This is a genomic window from Neorhizobium sp. DAR64860/K0K1 (assembly GCF_050500205.1).
GTDB lineage: Bacteria > Pseudomonadota > Alphaproteobacteria > Rhizobiales > Rhizobiaceae > Neorhizobium > Neorhizobium soli.
Genome location: NZ_CP191459.1, coordinates 3,125,120 through 3,142,535, shown reverse-complemented (window position 1 = coordinate 3,142,535; position 17,416 = coordinate 3,125,120). Strand labels below are relative to the sequence as shown.

Below are 17,416 nucleotides of genomic sequence, written 5' to 3'. Positions count from 1 at the left end.
TTCGTAACCGGATGTAACGTTGTGCGGCGCTCTTGGCATCGGCGGATGTGGAGCAGGGCTTGCCTCTGCCGCGCTTCCGCCTATGTTTTCCTTCAACGCGCAGAGGAATTTGATGTGGAATACCGATTTCTGATTGTCGAAGACAGCTTGCTTGTCGCCATGGACATCGAGGATGCCGTCCATCGCAGCGGGCACGACGTCGTGGGCATTGCACCCGACATGACCGTCGCCTTGAACTACACCCGAGAGACCGACATCGCTTTCGTGGATGTCAGGCTGGCAGACGGCGAGACGGGTCCTGAAATCGCCAAGACGCTTGCCGAATTCGGCATCATCGTCATCATGATCACCGGCAATCCGGGCCTTGTCGCATCCGGAGTTTCAGGCGTTGTGGGCGTTATGGCAAAGCCCCTGACCGATCAGGCCTCCATGGATCTCATCCAGTTTGCGGTGGATCGCAAGAATGGCCGTCAGGGAACGCCGCCGGCAAGGCTGCGGCTGTTCCACTAATTGGTCTGTCCATAGCCGCATCAAGCGGTTATGACGTTACGCAAAGCAATTGCGGGACGATTGATGCGGTATTTCATCACTGGCACGGCGGGATTTATCGGCTTCCATCTGGCGCGGCGTCTGCTCCAGGATGGTCACGAGGTTCTCGGCTTCGATGGAATGACGCCCTATTACAGCCTCAAGCTCAAGGAAGCGCGCGTCGCCGGCCTTGTGCAGTTTCCATCCTTCCGCCCCGTCGAGGCGATGCTGGAAGACCGGGAAACGCTGCAGGCGGCAACCCGCGAATTCAAACCTGACGTGATCGTCCATCTCGCCGCCCAGGCGGGCGTCCGCTATAGTCTCGAAAACCCCAAGGCCTATCTCGATAGCAATCTGATCGGCTCGTGGAACGTGCTCGAAGCGGCCCGCGAAGCCAATGTCGGCCACCTTCTGCTGGCTTCGACCTCCTCGGTCTACGGTGCCAATCCGGATATTCCGTTCCGCGAAACCGACAAGGCCGACGAGCCACTCACCTTCTATGCGGCCAGCAAGAAGGCAATGGAGGCGATGGCCCATAGCTACGCCCATCTCTACAAGATCCCGACCACGGCCTTCCGCTTCTTCACCGTCTACGGCCCCTGGGGCCGGCCGGACATGGCGCTGTTCAAATTCGTCAAGGCAATGATCGAGGATCAGGAGATCGAGATCTACGGCGAAGGCAAGATGAGCCGCGATTTCACCTATATCGACGACCTCGTCGATTCGATCGTGGATCTCGCGTCGATCATCCCATCTGAGGAAAACCGCGTCGCCGGTATCGACACGCTGTCGCATCAGGGTCCGTTCCGCATCGTCAATATCGGCGGTGGTCAGCCTGCCGGTCTGATGGATTTCGTCGAAACGATCGAGAAGATCATGGGCAAACCGGCCAAACGGAAAATGCTGCCGATGCAGCAGGGCGACGTCCCCCGCACCTTCGCAAGCCCCGACCTGCTGCTCGCACTGACCGGCCGCAAACCCGAGATCGGCCTCAACGAGGGCGTCGGGGCTTTCGTCGAATGGTATCTGGAACACCGCAGCCAGATCGACTAGCGCTCGGAATGTTCAACGGGGAAGTCTGAAGATTGGGTTGGGAAGTGATGGCGGACAGAGCGGAAGTCTCCCGCCTCTTTCCCGCCAATGCCTTAGCAAGCCCAACAGCCAGATTTACCCCATTGAAAAGACTGTTGTTTCAAACGGCGTTCCCAACAAAATAGGGGTTGCTGCAGCGTGGCTTTCTCGCAACCGCGACGATGTGCGCGGACCGCTCTTACCGTTTCTTCGCCGTAAATTTGATCTCGATATTATCGAAGCGATCGACGTGTCGAAGCGCGCGCATGCCCTCGCATTTCCGGGGCGTGTGTGATGGAGGGAATCCAAATCTCATCGGCGCTGCTGCGCACGAGGCTTGTCTCCCGTCCACCACGCGAGCAGGACGCATACTTTGCGAGCGGCCAAGGCACCAAGCCAGCTACGGAGGCTTACAAGCGCCAAGCCGCCGCACTTGCTGCGGAGCGTGTGGCTAAAGCCGCAGCGCGTCGTCGGCCGACATCTGAGGAACGCGCCAAGGAAGTGGATCGGCGCAAGCGCTGGGCCTTCGGCGGCAATATGCCCCCCAATATTCGAAACGGGTTTTCTGAAGCTGAGATGGCCGCCCTGTCGGTGATAGCCGATCGATGCCGCAAGAAAGGCTTCTGCGACATCTGCGTTGACGAGGTTGCGCGGCTTGCTGGCGTCGGTCGCACATCTGTGCAGAACGCGATCAGGAAGGCTCGGTCGAAAGAGCGTGCGCTCATCAGCGTCAGAGAGCGTCCGCAGCATGGGGCGAAGAACCTGACCAACGTCATCAAGATCATTTGTAAGTCGTGGCTGGCTTGGATTGGTCGAGCTATAGGGTTCAAACGTCCGAAGGCTTCAGAGACTGGAGTTAAAAACTCTCTCTCTTCATACGTTGCAACGGTCAAAGGGGCTTTTGAGAGGGAATGTGTGGAAGCCTTCCGTTCCTCATCATCGACCAACGAGAATGTAGAAAACCATTCCAAGGGCTGGGTGCCGCCTTCTCGCTGGGCGCATAGCTCGGGAGGTGCAGCACATGGGTAGGTTGAAGTCACTCCCACCACGCCTCGCGCCTATGCCGCCTCGGCTTGGCACTGCAAAGCCCGTTGATCGCAAAGAGGCGGAAGCTCAGCGCAGCCGTCAACGTGATCAGGAAGATCCATCGCGTAAGCTCTACAACACCCGCAAGTGGAGAGCGCTGCGTGACGAGGTCTATCGACGCGATGAGTACACCTGCAGGAAGACAGGCGTCATCTGCGTGGGCAAGCATCCTGCTCCGAACAGCCCCGTCGCTGACCACATCAAGGCGCATCATGGCGACCCTGATCTCTTCTGGGACAAGGACAACATCCAGACAGTGAGCAAGGCCTACCACGACAGCCAAAAGCAGCGCGAGGAGCGGGCGAGATGGTGAGCGGTATCGACGTGGCCGAAGCCTCGATTGAGATCGCGATAGTCAGGCTGCGTGCAGCCGGTGTCACTGAACGGGAGGTCAATGTGGCACTGCTCAGATCCACACTGCATCGCTGGCACGAGGAGGTCGGTGAAGACATGCTCAAGCACGTGCTTCGATGCGAGATCGATCAGATCGATCAAGGTGCATACCGGGACGACTACGTGTCGCCCGAAGCTCTTATGGCTGACGAGGATGAGGCCCGCGAACGGAGACAGCTGCTGACCGTCATCGAAGGGGGAGGGGGGTCGAAAGTCTGAGGAGGCTCTGGCTTGTACACCCGCGTCCCCCTCATGCAGAGATTTTTTTCCGTGAAAAGGAAAATCAGGCCGCGATAGCCCCCCTGATCAGGAGCGGCCGAAAATTAGCGAAGCGATTACAAATACATAAGATGCCGGATGGGCTCAGGGCCGGTAATTTTTCCCCATTTCTGAGCTTTTTATTTATCGCAACGAAGGGACTGACCATGACTAACGAAACTGCAAATTCTGACACTCGCCTTTACCGCTCCACCGCTGTTGCCCGCGCCGTCGCAAGTCTTGGCGACAAGCTCGGCTATGACGCCGATATCGTTTTTGAGGGTGCCGTGCGAGGTGCTGCCGCCCTGATGCTGACACGCGGGGCAACGCCTGCCGATGTGGCGAACCTGTTGGAAAACAGCGGACGGCTTGTCGGCACGCTTGACCAGGATAATTAACCATGCCAGTTTCGGTGCGTTCCTGTTTCGCCATCTCTCCGGCGAGTCTTAGCGACAACTTGCATGCCGGACGCTGCAAGGCTGGGCTGACGAAGCATCGAACGCGCGCACGCCAGGCGCTGCGCGGACAGGTATGCAGGACGCTGCCTCCGACTGAATTTCACCCATTTTCATCTCATGCCCGAAGTGTGTCCCGCGATAGTTGGGCCTTCGCGCATCAATCGGAGGCCGATATGTCGGTTATCTCTCGTCCGCGCGCCGTGTCCGGCCGCGTTTTCGCCAACGGTGGCGACCCTACAAAGAACATGCTCGTCGAAGTCAAATCGGCTTTCGACGACTTCAAGACCAACACAGTGAAGAACTTTCAGACCGCCATCGACGACATCAACGCGAAGATTTCCGCGCAGGGTATGGGCGGCGGCGGCATCATCGAGAACGCCTCTCCAGATCCTGAGTACAGCCGCCTCTATGCGGGCTTCATGCGCCATGGAAAAAACGAAAACGAGTTGCGCGAGGCGAACGCGTCCGGCCAGCGGTCGCATATCCAGGCCGCAATGTCGGCGGGTTCGGGCGGCGACGGCGGTTACTTGGCTCCGACCGAGTGGGACCGCAAGGTTAACAAGGCGCTTGCGGTCATCAGCCCGATGCGGCGGATCTCCAATGTCGTTGCGACCGGCGTTCGCGCCTACTCGACGCTCTGGAATACGGCTGCATGGGGGTCTGGCTGGGTAGGCGAAACGGCGTCTCGTCCGCAGACCTCGTCCGCCACTCTCGCGCCCGTCACCTTCGACAATGGCGAGATCTACGCGATGCCGGCCGTGACGCAGCAGCTGCTCGACGATGCACAGTTCAACATTGAGGACTGGCTTTCGAGCGAAGTTGATGACGTTTTCGCCAAGCAGGAAGGAATTGCCTTCATTGCGGGCGACGGCGTGAACAAGCCGCGCGGCTTGCTGACCTATGTCGCCGGCGGCGCGTCGGACGGCAGGCACCCGGGCGGCAATCTGACGATTGTTCCGATGGGTCACGCGACCGCCCTTCAGGCGGACGGCCTCATCACCTTCACGTACTCTCTTTCCGCTCCCTATCGCCAGGGTGCAAGCTGGCTGATGAACAGCACGACCGCTGGCAAGATCCGTACGATGAAAGATGGGCAGGGAAATTATCTCTGGAAGGAAAGCTACGTTCTTGCCCAGCCATCCACGCTTCTCGGTTATCCGGTCGAGATCGACGAGAATATGCCGGACGTTGCGGCCGACACGCTGCCGATAGCTTTCGGTAACTTCAAGCTCGGCTACACGGTCAACGACCGTCACGGCATCCGCATCCTCCGCGATCCCTACACCGCCAAGCCCTACGTGCTGTTCTACGTGACAAAGCGCGTCGGCGGCGGCGTCTCAGATCCGAACGCGATCCGCCTTCTGAAGATGGCAGTCTAACGAAAATCGGCGGCCGGGAAATTCCGGCCGCTTTTCAATCGGAAAGGAACGTTATGCAACCGACACCGAAGGCAATCGTCGCCGCGACCCGGATCGCTGGGCCGGACGCAAGTGATATGCCCCGCTCTCAAATCGTGCGCGGCATCGAGCGTATGCTCATGGCATCCGGGGCAACTCGCAGCCAAGCGCGTGGACGCATCGACCGGATCTCGCAATCGCAGTTCATCGAGGCAGCTGCGCAGCCGTCTGACGATATCTCAGCGGATCTCGATGACTTACTGGCAGCCATTCGCTCCTAATCAAACAGGGCTTGCCGCAAGATGCGGCGGCAAGCCCTGATGACAGATGCATATGATCTCACACAGGACGCCCCATCATGTCGAAATCATCAGTTCTGGCCGTGGATAGCCCGCAGAAGCAGTTATCGCAGTCCGACACGGGTCCTTGTGCACTCGCTGGCGCCAGGCATCGGAACGGACGATATCGCCGCGTCCGCGCTAAAAATGATCGCCACCGTTTTGCAATATGGATGCAGATCTACGAACACGCGCTGCCAAGTGTTACTTGCAAAGATCTGATACGACGTCTTCGAAAAGATCGGTCAGCACCATTGCGCCGTACCTGTCAGGTATTTTGGCCATTCGCGCTACATCTATCGGCGTGATTTTGTCTCTCTGGCGTAGGTCGCGTAGGATGTCCCGGACATCTTTCGGAACGAGGATCGCCAAGGCAGGAATGAAGTGGACCCGATCGTTTAATGAAGATCGCGTCTCTTCCCTGATTTCGAAAGGAAGCGAAAGTCGTTCAATTAGCTTCTCGACGGCGCCTTCGCTTTGAGCCGTCTCCGGATCGGTATCCGTGATATGCAGCAGTTCTTTAACGGCTACTACCCGCTGCCACTCATACTCTTGGTCTTTAGCCAAGCAAATGTCGGTGCAAAGGATAGGCTCGCCGTAAGGCACGTTATGTTTGCTGTATCGGTATATCAACCCTCGGAGAATTGTGGGGTCAATCTCAACCATATGAAACCGTATCTCGTCTTGGATCCCGAGATCGACGATCTGGTCGCGAACCGTATTCACCCCGACCGGCAGGCAAGTATAAGTATCAAAATGTTCAACTAGCTGTTTAAGGAGCATCTGCCACCGACCTAAAGAAAAAGCCTGAGCGAGCGCCCAGGCTTCTACATCGATGAACATCTAATAGATTCAGATGGCGGCGGCAAGTTCCCGCACATCCACATTGTTCATTTCTTCTTTTTCAAAAAAATGAGTCGTAGCGGATGTGCTTGTCCGAGACTGGAGAAGTGCCGAGTGAACTTCTTCACGAAGACGCTGTGTCGTTACGTCTGGCGCGTCACCGCGCATGAGCTTCAAGTTGACAAGCTGGCATTCACCGCTTGCGAACAAAAAGCTCCAGAGCGCATCCTTTCCGGTGCTTGTCATGATCGTTGCTCCTGATTTTGTCGATTTCTAAGCAATGAAATAACTCCGCAAGGAGTCATAATCAAGGCGCCGAAACTACATTTTTCTGTGATTGTCAAGATGACATACTTTGATTTAACCGGAGATTAACAGTCTGTTCCGGCTTTGGCTAGCGCATTCCGCGGGAAATCTCATGGAAAATAAGGGATTTCATGTAACTAACTGAGGAGCGTTGCAAAAAAGTTTTTTTGTATCGGTATGACAGTTTATCAAATTCGCACCGCAATTCGTCATGAAAGTCTGATCACCTTCGGCAACCCGTTGCAAAGACTATATGATTTTTGTCATGCGGCGCGCACTCATCCGAGCCTGAGTCGTAGTTGGTGATGCAACAAACTAAGGCTACGTGAGTGGCGGAGCGAAACAACCGCAGGAATGTTTCCAATAGGAGGTATCGCATTTACACCGCAAAGCAATCGCAAGTCCTGGATGTCATCAAAGCAGAGATCGCAGCGGGCCGGCGCTGCGATCTTTCCCACGCCGAAGTGGCCAGATTGGCCGGCGTCGGCAAAGGGACAGTGCGACTGGCGCTCGACCTCGCGCGGATGTCGGGAGAGCTGAAGATCATACGGCGACAAGCTGACGGCGACACAAACACCGTTGTACTGCCAAGTTCGCAAAACTGTAGCCAGTAGAAACGGTTATTGTGGATCATTCCAGGCTGGGAGTCTCACCGTCGTCGGCGAAAGCTTTCTGAACCTCCTGCCTAACCTTCGATACATCTCGTCTGCGGGCCCAGTGGCATCTACCAAACGTGTCAGTAAAACCGACATCAATGACATTTTGAACGGCGATAGCGCTGTGCTTCTTCGTGAAGTAGGCGCTGAAATTCTCACCAACATCAATTTTCTTTGGTAAGCCACCGCTGAATGGTCCGAGCGTATATTCAGTCTGCGATGGGAAATCATGCAGCGGGTTTAACATGAATGATTTGAGTTTCGTGAGGCGGGAGACTCTTGTTCGTCCGACGGCGAGATGTAGCGTAACCTGCCCAGGCCCGTAATTTGTCGCGCTCAGCGTCAACATCTCAAGCCCTTCAAAGCCATCGCCCATCACAAAGCCGGAAAAGAACGAAATCTGGACTTTCGGTTTGGGGTAGATGAACTTGGACCACACATTCCAAACAAAAGCCGCGAGGGAAACGACAAAAGAGAGCAGGCTAACTACAAATGCCCAGTCAGCAGTCGTCAACTAACCCTCCTAGACGCAACAATGTGCGTTGTGAAATCATTCCAGTCAGTCATCAAATGGATGGTAATCCACGCGTGCACTTCCTTACTGCGAATAGGAAGCCCGCGTTCCTCGCCCGTCTCGGCTCTGGCCGCCTTCTGGCAAGCGAACATGGATCGAAAATTTCACGCGGCTGGCATTTTGTGCGGTCTTTGAGGTTCCATCCATAACGTGCGTGTCTGCAACGCGCACACTCGAGCCCCCTTCTTTCGCTTCGGCTATCACCGATATATCAAACCCGACAGTCGTAAAAATTCCGCTCGTCCCGCCATTCATCAGTTGTCCATCTGGCGCACCGATGCTGTATCCATCTGCTGCGATATCCTGGCCCCCAGGTCTCTTCTGCGCCTCTCGAACGCCTTCTAGAATCTGCGTTAGCGTCTCTGCAACGAACGACTTGATGTCCATAATTCCAACCTAACATTGGCGCTAGTGCGGGAAGAAACGGAGCAATTACAGTCATGTGCTCAGCGGCACCCGCAATAAATCTTTGATATGCAGCTAGAAAGCTAGGCTTATCAGCTTTCGCCGCACTCATCTCGTCCACCGACTTTAACAACGATGCTCGGGCAGTATTGTCGGTGATATGCTCGCTAATCGCTGTTTTCAGTTCTGTGAACACCCGGTTGTCGTTCACGGTATTAGTCGAGTTGTCGGTCGAGTGAAGATTAAAGCGAGCGTTGTGCCCGTTCATTTGGATAGTGTAGTTGCCTCCAGTGCCAGGCTGGAATGCGCCCTTTCGGTTGATTTTGACTTGGAAGTGTGCCGGTATTCCGCCGAATTCCTCGTGAAACTGAGGATCAAGTACCTCAAAAGCTTCCTCAGTTCCATTCGGGATCTTGCGACGAAGCTCGTCCCCGCTTTCAATTCTAGCGGTCGCATCGAAAACGGTAATGCTCTTTGCGCTGTAAATGCCTTTGACAGAGCCTTTTGGCATCCCATCACTTCCAACAATATGGAAATCCGATTTAGGGAAGTCATCGAACATAAGACCTCACTCCTCTTGTTGATCGCGGTAATCTGATATGCCTAATCAAGCCAGACCGCAAAGTAGAGTCGCCAACTTGGCGACTCCTACTAATTGGTCCCGAAAATCAACAAGAGGTCCAGGCCAGAATAGGATTAGAATAAAATTTCCCTGTTTCGGGAAAAGCAAGTGGCCAGTTTGGCCGCTTTGGAGGGGTTAGACCTCGGAACCGTCACGATCAGCCCGTTCAGTGTTCTCTCTGTATCGAGCAACAATTTCTTTCATACGTTCTGTCATGTGCTGATTATGGCGCTGTTCGATCGCTGATAAACGTTCGCGAACCTTCTGGGCGTTTTCTGGAGCATTCGGGTATAGGACTAGGTTCTCTTCCTCGGCGTTTTCTGTCCATCCGGACTCCATGTCGAGAATTTGCACCATGTGGTCGACCCAAATCGTCAGTGCCGGCGGTATTTCGTGAATGTAATCTAGAACGCGGCGCAGGGTACTCAGCGTTACTTCACGTTCTTTTTCGAGTAAAGCATTTGCGTCAGCCGCTGCGTTTCCCGCAAACTCCGCTGCCCGCGAGAGCTCCGCCATCGCTGACTTGAGGTCGACGATGTATTCGTTCTGCCGATGGATTACCTCTGACACCTCTTCCCGAGTGGGGCCGCCCCGGTCATCGAGCGCGTGCTGAAGCAGATCAATCATTTCGGCATTCATGGACCGCCCATTAGCGTCCGCTGCTGCTTTCAGTTTGTCGCGCATTCCCTCTGGAAATCTGACGATGAACTGATCTGCTCCTCGGCCCGGTCTGCTTTCCGCCATAAAATCGCCCCGCACTTTTTCGGTATCACTGTGATATCGCGCGGTTGACGTCAATCGCTTCACCGTGATACTACATTCACCGTGATATGGTTAATGGAGAGCAACGTGATCCAACAAGGCCGTACGGCGGAGCAGTACCCCCTTCGCCTGCCGAGCAATTTACGAGCACAAATCAAATCGTCCGCTCAGCAGAACGGCCGATCGATCAACTCAGAAATTGTTTTTCACTTGATGAGAGTTTTTAGCGACGAAACCACAGAAACGAAAAAAGCCGACGAAGGTCCTGATAAACTCCGCGTCGGCCTTTTCGTGTCATTTCGAAAGGTCATTCAAAATGCAAGAGATTCATACATCACAGACAGGCGAGGATGCAAGAGTCTCGCGCCGGAAATTCTTTACAATTGCCGCCGCTGGCTACGCCGCAACCTTGCCGGCCGTGGCGATCGCTAAGGTAAGTGGCCGAGTTGGCCGGTTGCCTCAATCCTTGGAGAGCCAGTACCAAGAGTGCGCAGCGCGCCTGCGTGAAATCCTCACCCAGATGCATCCGAATGTTTCGAAGGTGCATTTGAACCTGAACAAGCGCGATGATGGATCATTCCGGTTTTGCGTCCAGGGCGATGTCACCTTTCAGCCCTTTCAGGGTGACGGCATCTACATCGTCAGCATCGACGGATGGCCTTCGGAATATCTCGTTCGGGAGAAACGTATCATTACGCTATCCGGGCGCGATCTTGGTTATTCCCACTACTACGGGCAGGCGCGCGCAGAAGACGGCGGATGGGACGATCATGAGCGCTTCGTGAGCAACTTCGTCTCCAAGGTTGGCGAGGTTCCGGCATGAAGGCTCATAGAGACAAGATCATTGAAGCTGAAACATTGATTATAAACGCCCGCGCCCTCGTCCATCTTGCCGCCGATGGTTCGTTCATCCTGTCAGAGGACTTAGGCGGTAAAAACGCAGATATCGCGGCCTCGATCGGGCGCGCCACGGAAATCGCCAACGGTCTTCTCGGTGACGCATTAGAGATCGTCGATGCATTTCGCTGCAAACCACTCGGTGATGAGATTGGATAAAGCTCCGGCAGCAACCCCTCGCAAATCGCGGAACACTGGCATTCGTCAGTCCGACATCGCTCGCGCCATTCGTGGCGCGATGCAGGCGGGTATGGACATCGGGGAGGTTATCGCTACCCGCGATGGCGTCAGAATTGTCTCTAAGTCATTCTCGCCTCAAACGCGCTCGGATAACTCATGGGATGATTTGCTCGATGGCTAGACGCTCTCGCACGGCCTTGCCAAAATATGTCTCCCCGGCGCGGGACCGTTACAAGAATGTGCGCTTGAGGTTTCGCAAGGGCCTGTTCTCGACCTATCTGAAATCCGAGTTCCCTTCGGACGCGTTTGATCAGGAATACCAGGCGGCGTTGCGCAGTGAGAAAGCTGCGCATGGCGAGATTGGGAAAGCACGCACGAAAGCCGGCAGCATGGCGGCGCTGGTAGTGTCTTACTACGCTTCGCCTGAGTTCAGAGGGACCGCGACCAGCACGCAGACGACATATCGCGGGATCTGCGAAAGGGTTCGCCAGGACCACGGCGACCGCATGGTGAAGGATCTGCGACGGCAGCACGTCAAAGCGATCATAGGCAAGAAAAGCGAAACGCCGGCCGCTGCGAACAATTATCTTCGTATGCTGCGCATTCTTATGCGCCATGCGATCGATATCGAGTGGATTGCGCGAGACCCGACACTGGCGCTGAAAGGCTACAGCAGTAAGACCAAGGGTTTCCACACATGGACAGAGGCAGAAATCGCGGCTTACGAAGCGAAGCACCCGATAGGAACAAAGCCGCGTCTCGCTATGGCGCTGATGCTCTACACGGGGCAGAGGCGGGGCGATGCAGTTAAGCTAGGTTGGAAAGACGTGAGCAAAGACCGGATCTCTGTTCGGCAGGAAAAGACCGGGACACCACTCAAAATCAAAATGCATGGATCGCTTATGGAGGCGCTGGAAATGGCTCCGAAGGAGAAGCCTGCATTTCTGCTGACGGCGTTTGGAAAGCCATTCACGGCGGCCGGGTTCGGCAACTGGTTTCGCGATAGATGCAATGAGGCTGGATTGCCGCATTGCACTTCTCACGGGCTGCGCAAGGCCGCAGCACGTCGCCTAGCCGAAGCCAACAACAGCGCCAATCAGATTGCAGCCGTGACAGGTCATCGCTCACTTAAAGAGGTCGAACGCTACACCCGGGATGCAGATCAGCAAATGATGGCCGATGCGGCTGTGGCTACCATGCCGGAAAGATCAGATCGGAAAAAGAAAATCGCCCAACAAATCGATATTGTTGGACAAAGTGACATATAAGGATTTGAAATGATTACAAAAGTTGATGAGCATGGCGGACAGAGCGGGATTCGAACCCGCGATACGCTCTCACGTATACACACTTTCCAGGCGTGCGCCTTCAACCACTCGGCCACCTGTCCTTAGAACCGACGCAAGCCCTGGGCGAAGCAGCGGTCGGCGCGATATATACCAATGAATTTCCAAGGATCAACCGGAATCTGGACGATTTGCGCCAGTTGCACAAATCTTATGTCATGCGTTGTCACGGATCAGGCTTGCCACTATTTTGCTTCCTGCAGCGATTGAGTGCCATCAGGGGAGCCTGCGATGAGGACGGTAAGGTTTCTGATGCGGGCTTTGAGCCTCGCGGCGCTCATCGCAGCCGTCGTCGCCGGCACGATGGACTCGGTCAATTCGGTTTCCTCCTCCTCGGTCGTCATGACAAGCCTCGGCAATGCCTGGCTGAACTTCGATCCCGAAGGCCTGGCGATGGCGGAGATTTCCGCCAATTCCTATGTCGGCTCGGATATCTGGCGTCCCTATGTGGCCCCGGTTCTGGCGCAGCCGGCCTTTGCGATCTTTCTCGGGCTGGCACTGTTTTTCTGGATGGTCGGATACAGGAAACCCGCGCCGTTCGGGCGTTTTTCTGCTAGGTAGGGCAAGAGGCAGGCGAGGCGCGCCTCACTCGGGAGGTTGAAATGTTCTTGATCGATATGTTCAGCAAGAAAACTGTCATGCCATCGGTTGAAAAGGCCCTGCCCGGCAGAGAGACACCGGTCGCAACGTCGGACCATCATTTCGTCAACGGCCGCGCGCTGAAGGAACCCTATCCGGAAGGTCTGGATGTGGCGTATTTCGGCATGGGTTGCTTCTGGGGCGCCGAGCGGCTGTTCTGGCAAGTCCCGGGCGTTCATGTCACCTCGGTCGGCTTCGCGGGCGGCTTGACCCCGAACCCGACCTATCACGAGACAACAACCGGGCTGACCGGTCACGCGGAAATCGTGAAAGTCGTGTTCGATCCGGAGATCGTCTCCTACCGTAAGCTTCTGAAGCTGTTTTTCGAGGAGCACGATCCGACGCAAGGGATGCGGCAGGGCAATGATATCGGCACGACCTATCGGTCCGCGCTCTATACCACGTCGGCAGAGCAGGTGGTTGCGGCCGCCAAGGCGCTTGCCGCGTTTCAGGCTGCATTGACTGCTGCGGGGCGTGACGTCTCGATCACGACCGAGATCGCGCCGATTGGCAAGTACTACTACGCCGAGGAGTGCCATCAGCAGTATCTGGCGAAGAACCCCGGCGGCTATTGCGGCTTGCGCGGAACAGGGGTGAGCTGTCCTGTCGCCTAGCCGGGCTGGCTGCCTAAAATCATCCCAGGCCGCTATGGATTTGAGCGACGCCGGCGCGAATTTGGTGAAGCCTTGAGCAGGGTTGCGACCTGCCTGTGGTTTTTTACCAAACGAAAAAAATCTCGTGAAATTTTCCAACACCCATGCAAGAGTATTCGACAGCCAAGCCTTCGAAGAGGGGGGCAGGTGACCGTGAGCGATACCTTTGTGAGGCGCTGCGGGAGGACCTAACTTAAAAAAACAGGGCTGAATGATGAAAAAAACACTTTTGAGCCTCGTCGCCGTGGCCGCGCTGTCGTCGACAGCGATCGCCGCCGAAGTCAAGCCGGCGCTCGTCTATGGCACCGGCGGCAAGTTCGACAAATCGTTCAACGAAGCAGCCTATGCCGGCGCCGAGCAGTTCAAAAAGGAAACCGGCACCGACTATCGCGACTTCGAGCCGAAGGACGATACGCAGGGCGAGCAGGCTATCCGCAACTTCGCAAGCCGCGGATATAACCCGGTCGTCGCCGTTTCCTTTGCCTGGACATCGGCGATGGAGAAGGTTGCCGCGGAATTCCCGGACACCAAGTTCGTCATCGTCGATTCCGTCGTTGACCTGAAGAACGTGCGTTCCGTTCTCTACAAGGAAGAGGAAGGATCCTATCTCGTCGGCGTTCTCGCAGGCCTCGCCTCGAAGACCGGCAAGGTCGGCTTCATCGGCGGTATGGATATTCCGCTGATCCGCAAGTTCGGTTGCGGCTATGCCCAGGGCGTCAAGGCAGCAAAGCCTGATGCGCAGGTGTTCCAGAACATGACCGGCACGACCGGCGCTGCCTGGAACGACCCGGTTCGCGGTGGCGAGCTCACCAAGAACCAGATCGATCAGGGTGCCGACGTGGTTTACGCGGCAGCGGGTGCGACCGGTCTTGGCGTGCTTCAGACGGCGGCCGACAACAAGAAGTTCTCGATCGGCGTCGACAGCAACCAGAACCACCTTCATCCGGGTTCGGTCCTGACCTCGATGGTCAAGCGCGTCGATCTGGCTGTCTACAATGCCTACAAGGATCTGAAGGACGACAAGTTCACGGCCGGCATCCAGTCGCTCGGCGTCAAGGAAGACGGCGTTTCGGCTGCGATCGACGACAGCAACAAGTCGCTGATCACCCCCGAAATGCAGGCAGCCGTCGATAAGGCCAAGGCTGACATCATTGCCGGCACCGTCAAGGTTCACGACTACATGTCGGACAACGCCTGCCCGATGTAAGCAGGTAACCATCAAAGGGCGCATGGCGATCGATGTCGTCATGCGCCCTTTTTGTATATCTAGTGGAAGGGCGGATCATTGAGCTTCGAACCTGCTAAAGAGCCGGCGATCGAACTTGTCGGGATCGACAAGAAGTTTGGCGCTGTGCACGCGAACAAGAACATCAACCTCACGGTTGCCAAAGGCTCGATCCACGGCATTATCGGCGAAAACGGCGCCGGTAAGTCGACGCTGATGTCGATCCTCTACGGATTCTATCAGGCCGATGAGGGCGAGATTCGCATCTCCGGCAAGCCGGTGACGATCCGCGACAGCCAGGCCGCGATCTCGTCGGGCATCGGCATGGTGCACCAGCACTTCATGCTGGTCGAAAATTTCACGGTGCTCGAAAACGTCATGCTGGGCGCTGAGGGCGGCCAGTTGCTGCGCCGGGGCGTGGCCAGTGCCCGCAAGGAGCTGAAGCGTCTGGAGGACGATTACGGCCTCGACGTCGATCCTGATGCGGTGATCGAGGAATTGCCGGTCGGACGCCAGCAGCGTGTCGAGATCCTGAAGGCCCTCTATCGCGGCGCCGAAATCCTCATTCTCGACGAGCCGACCGGCGTGTTGACACCGCCCGAGGCGGACCACCTGTTCAAGGTCCTGCGCGTGCTGCGCGACCAGGGCAAGACGATCATTCTCATCACCCACAAGCTGCGCGAGATCATGGCGATCACCGATACGGTCTCCGTCATGCGCCGCGGCGAGATCGTGGCCACGCGCAAGACTGCCGACACGACCGTCGAGGAACTCGCCGAACTGATGGTCGGTCGCCGTGTTTTGCTGCGTGTCGAAAAGGGCGCGGCCGATCCGGGCAAGGTTCTGCTGTCGGTCAAGAACCTCACCGTCAAGGACAGCCGAGGCGTGACGATGGTCGACGACGTGTCGTTCGAAGTCCGCGCCGGAGAGATCGTCGGCATTGCCGGTGTTGCCGGAAACGGCCAGTCGGAACTGCTGGAGGCCATCGCCGGCATCCGCAAGCCGTCCTCCGGCGAGATTATCGTCAACGGCCAGTCGATTGCCGGTTCAGATCCCGCCATGTTGCGCGCGCTCGGCCTCGCGCACATTCCGGAAGACCGCCATCACATGGGCCTGGTCCTCAAATTCGAGGAGTATGAGAATTCCATCCTCGGCTACCACCGCGACCGCCGCTATGGCGGTGCAATGCTGGACCTCGATGCGATCCGCAAGCAGGCCGAGGAACAGATCGTCAAATACGACATCCGCCCGCCGAATGCGCGGCTGAAAACCGCCAACTTCTCCGGCGGCAACCAGCAGAAGATCGTCGTTGCCCGTGAGATCGAACGCGACCCGGACGTGCTGATCATTGGCCAGCCCACTCGCGGCGTCGATATCGGCGCGATCGAGTTCATCCACAAGCGCATCATCGATACGCGCGATGCCGGCAAGGCCGTGCTTCTGGTCTCGGTCGAACTCGACGAGATCCGCTCCCTGTCGGACCGCATCCTTGTCATGTTTGCCGGCAAGGTCGTCGGCGAAAAGTCGGGCGAGGCAGGTGAGCAGACGCTGGGCCTGATGATGGCCGGGATCGCAGCATGATCCGGCCTGGAATGATATTTTTGGAGTTTACGATGCCTGGGCTTCTCCCTGCAAACGACTGGAAGGGAGAGGGCGCATGAGCACCGCATCCGTGCCCCTGCCTGGCTGGATCAATTACGGCGTCATCCCGCTGATCAACCTCGCGCTCGCCTTCTTCTTTTCCGGCATCGTGGTGTGGGCGATCGGCGAAAACCCGTTCGAAGCGCTGCAGCTGCTTCTGGTCGGTGCGCTTGGCCGCGGCGAAGGCATCGGCTTCACCCTGTTTTACACCACGAGCTTCATCTTCACCGGCCTGTCGGTCGCAGTCGCCATCCATTCGGGCCTGTTCAACATCGGCTCGGAAGGCCAGGCCTATCTCGGTGGTCTCGGTGCTGCGCTGGTGGCGCTCTCGCTCGATGCCTATGTTCCCTGGTACGTGACGATGCCGTTTGCGGTGATCGGGGCAGCACTCTTCGGTGCCGCCTGCGCCGCCATCCCTGCCTGGCTTCAGGCAAAGCGCGGCAGCCACATCGTCATCACCACCATCATGTTCAATTTCATCGTGTCGTCGCTGATGAACTACGTGCTGGTGCACATGCTGATCGTGCCCGGCAAGATGGCGCCGGAAAGCCGCACGTTTTTGCCGGGCGGCCAGTTGCCCAAGCTCGATTGGCTGATCGCCATGTTTGGCGGCAAGCTCGGTGCGGCTCCGCTCAACTTCTCGTTCCTGATCGCACTCATCATGTGCTTCCTCGTCTGGGTCCTGATCTGGCGCACCAAACTCGGCTATGAAATGCGCACGCTCGGCATCAGCCCGTCTGCCGCAAGCTATGCCGGTATCGGGTATTCGAAGATCGTCATGATCACGATGCTGATCTCCGGCGGCCTTGCCGGCATGATGGCGCTGAACCCGGTCATGGGCGCATCCGCACGTCTGCAGATCGAATTTGTCGGTGGCGCCGGCTTTGTTGGCATCGCGGTATCCCTGATGGGACGCAACCACCCGGCCGGCATCGTTCTTTCCGCGCTCCTGTTCGGCATCCTCTATCAGGGCGGTGCAGAGCTTTCGTTCGATATGCCCGCGATCACGCGTGACATGATCGTCGTCATCCAGGGCATGGTCATCCTGTTTGCCGGTGCGCTCGAATATATGCTTCGACCGGCCATCGTGCGTGCCTACCAGCAGTTTGCCCGATCGCCGGCAGGGGGGAGATAGGCG

22 protein-coding genes and 1 tRNA gene are annotated in these 17,416 nt (G+C 56.9%); 17 read left to right on the top strand and 6 right to left on the bottom strand.

Annotated features, from left to right (window positions below):
* Nucleotides 1-114: 114 nt before the first annotated feature.
* The 8 genes from ACQY1J_RS19845 to ACQY1J_RS19810 all read left to right on the top strand — a co-directional run bounded on the left by ACQY1J_RS19845 (nt 115) and on the right by ACQY1J_RS19810 (nt 5,472).
* Complete coding sequence (locus tag ACQY1J_RS19845) at nt 115-510, top strand: response regulator (protein WP_062454141.1); 396 nt, start codon at nt 115-117, stop codon at nt 508-510.
* A 63-nt stretch (nt 511-573) separates the two neighbouring features.
* Nucleotides 574-1,581 (top strand): NAD-dependent epimerase/dehydratase family protein, encoded by a 1,008-nt coding sequence (locus ACQY1J_RS19840; RefSeq protein WP_430250648.1) that lies wholly within the window; start codon nt 574-576, stop codon nt 1,579-1,581.
* A gap of 312 nt (nt 1,582-1,893) precedes the next feature.
* Complete coding sequence (locus ACQY1J_RS19835) at nt 1,894-2,628, top strand: hypothetical protein (RefSeq protein WP_430250647.1); 735 nt, start codon at nt 1,894-1,896, stop codon at nt 2,626-2,628.
* Nucleotides 2,621-2,998, top strand: coding sequence for an HNH endonuclease (locus ACQY1J_RS19830; RefSeq protein WP_430250646.1), 378 nt, complete (start codon nt 2,621-2,623; stop codon nt 2,996-2,998). Before ACQY1J_RS19835 ends, ACQY1J_RS19830 begins: the two co-directional genes overlap by 8 nt.
* Nucleotides 2,992-3,297 (top strand): hypothetical protein, encoded by a 306-nt coding sequence (locus ACQY1J_RS19825; protein WP_430250645.1) that lies wholly within the window; start codon nt 2,992-2,994, stop codon nt 3,295-3,297. The genes ACQY1J_RS19830 and ACQY1J_RS19825 overlap by 7 nt, the downstream gene beginning before the upstream one ends.
* 206 nt (nt 3,298-3,503) lie before the next feature.
* A complete protein-coding gene (locus ACQY1J_RS19820) occupies nt 3,504-3,734 on the top strand; it encodes a hypothetical protein (protein WP_430250644.1) in 231 nt (76 codons plus the stop codon).
* Nucleotides 3,735-3,967: 233 nt separating this feature from the next.
* Entirely contained in the window at nt 3,968-5,173 is a 1,206-nt protein-coding gene (locus tag ACQY1J_RS19815) for a phage major capsid protein (RefSeq protein WP_430250643.1), read from the top strand.
* 53 nt (nt 5,174-5,226) lie between these two features.
* On the top strand, nt 5,227-5,472 hold the full coding sequence (locus ACQY1J_RS19810; protein WP_430250642.1) for a hypothetical protein: 246 nt from the start codon (nt 5,227-5,229) through the stop codon (nt 5,470-5,472).
* Between the two features lie 261 nt (nt 5,473-5,733).
* Here the strand turns inward: ACQY1J_RS19810 and ACQY1J_RS19805 are convergent, their stop codons facing one another.
* From ACQY1J_RS19805 to ACQY1J_RS19785, 5 genes are all read right to left on the bottom strand, one after another.
* Nucleotides 5,734-6,372: a hypothetical protein gene (locus ACQY1J_RS19805; RefSeq protein ID WP_430250641.1), complete on the bottom strand. Its 639-nt coding sequence runs from the start codon at nt 6,370-6,372 to the stop codon at nt 5,734-5,736.
* A 9-nt stretch (nt 6,373-6,381) separates the two neighbouring features.
* A complete protein-coding gene (locus tag ACQY1J_RS19800) occupies nt 6,382-6,618 on the bottom strand; it encodes a hypothetical protein (protein WP_430250640.1) in 237 nt (78 codons plus the stop codon).
* Nucleotides 6,619-7,308: 690 nt separating this feature from the next.
* A complete protein-coding gene (locus tag ACQY1J_RS19795; RefSeq protein ID WP_430250639.1) occupies nt 7,309-7,848 on the bottom strand; it encodes a hypothetical protein in 540 nt (179 codons plus the stop codon).
* A gap of 271 nt (nt 7,849-8,119) precedes the next feature.
* On the bottom strand, nt 8,120-8,875 hold the full coding sequence (locus ACQY1J_RS19790; RefSeq protein ID WP_430250638.1) for a hypothetical protein: 756 nt from the start codon (nt 8,873-8,875) through the stop codon (nt 8,120-8,122).
* A 195-nt stretch (nt 8,876-9,070) separates the two neighbouring features.
* On the bottom strand, nt 9,071-9,679 hold the full coding sequence (locus ACQY1J_RS19785) for an Arc family DNA-binding protein (protein ID WP_430250637.1): 609 nt from the start codon (nt 9,677-9,679) through the stop codon (nt 9,071-9,073).
* Between the two features lie 93 nt (nt 9,680-9,772).
* Here ACQY1J_RS19785 and ACQY1J_RS19780 point away from each other — a divergent pair, with 93 nt between their 5' ends.
* From ACQY1J_RS19780 to ACQY1J_RS19765, 4 genes are all read left to right on the top strand, one after another.
* Nucleotides 9,773-10,129, top strand: coding sequence for an Arc family DNA-binding protein (locus ACQY1J_RS19780; protein ID WP_430250636.1), 357 nt, complete (start codon nt 9,773-9,775; stop codon nt 10,127-10,129).
* Nucleotides 10,014-10,520, top strand: a complete 507-nt coding sequence (locus ACQY1J_RS19775; RefSeq protein WP_430252033.1) for a hypothetical protein — start codon at nt 10,014-10,016, stop codon at nt 10,518-10,520. The genes ACQY1J_RS19780 and ACQY1J_RS19775 overlap by 116 nt, the downstream gene beginning before the upstream one ends.
* Entirely contained in the window at nt 10,517-10,753 is a 237-nt protein-coding gene (locus tag ACQY1J_RS19770; RefSeq protein ID WP_430250635.1) for a hypothetical protein, read from the top strand. Before ACQY1J_RS19775 ends, ACQY1J_RS19770 begins: the two co-directional genes overlap by 4 nt.
* A 194-nt stretch (nt 10,754-10,947) precedes the next feature.
* Nucleotides 10,948-12,042, top strand: coding sequence for a tyrosine-type recombinase/integrase (locus ACQY1J_RS19765; protein WP_430250634.1), 1,095 nt, complete (start codon nt 10,948-10,950; stop codon nt 12,040-12,042).
* A gap of 32 nt (nt 12,043-12,074) precedes the next feature.
* Here the strand turns inward: ACQY1J_RS19765 and ACQY1J_RS19760 are convergent.
* Nucleotides 12,075-12,164: transfer RNA gene (locus tag ACQY1J_RS19760), tRNA-Ser, on the bottom strand.
* Nucleotides 12,165-12,351: 187 nt separating this feature from the next.
* On the opposite strand from ACQY1J_RS19760, the gene ACQY1J_RS19755 reads away from it, so the two are divergent.
* The 5 genes from ACQY1J_RS19755 to ACQY1J_RS19735 all read left to right on the top strand — a co-directional run bounded on the left by ACQY1J_RS19755 (nt 12,352) and on the right by ACQY1J_RS19735 (nt 17,413).
* Entirely contained in the window at nt 12,352-12,681 is a 330-nt protein-coding gene (locus ACQY1J_RS19755) for a hypothetical protein (RefSeq protein WP_430250633.1), read from the top strand.
* A 41-nt stretch (nt 12,682-12,722) separates the two neighbouring features.
* Nucleotides 12,723-13,373, top strand: a complete 651-nt coding sequence (gene msrA, locus ACQY1J_RS19750; protein ID WP_430250632.1) for a peptide-methionine (S)-S-oxide reductase MsrA — start codon at nt 12,723-12,725, stop codon at nt 13,371-13,373.
* A 253-nt stretch (nt 13,374-13,626) separates the two neighbouring features.
* Nucleotides 13,627-14,619 (top strand): BMP family lipoprotein, encoded by a 993-nt coding sequence (locus tag ACQY1J_RS19745; protein WP_062580101.1) that lies wholly within the window; start codon nt 13,627-13,629, stop codon nt 14,617-14,619.
* 78 nt (nt 14,620-14,697) lie between these two features.
* Nucleotides 14,698-16,218, top strand: coding sequence for an ABC transporter ATP-binding protein (locus ACQY1J_RS19740; protein WP_113166909.1), 1,521 nt, complete (start codon nt 14,698-14,700; stop codon nt 16,216-16,218).
* Between the two features lie 76 nt (nt 16,219-16,294).
* Nucleotides 16,295-17,413: an ABC transporter permease gene (locus ACQY1J_RS19735; RefSeq protein ID WP_062578673.1), complete on the top strand. Its 1,119-nt coding sequence runs from the start codon at nt 16,295-16,297 to the stop codon at nt 17,411-17,413.
* Nucleotides 17,414-17,416: the final 3 nt, after the last annotated feature.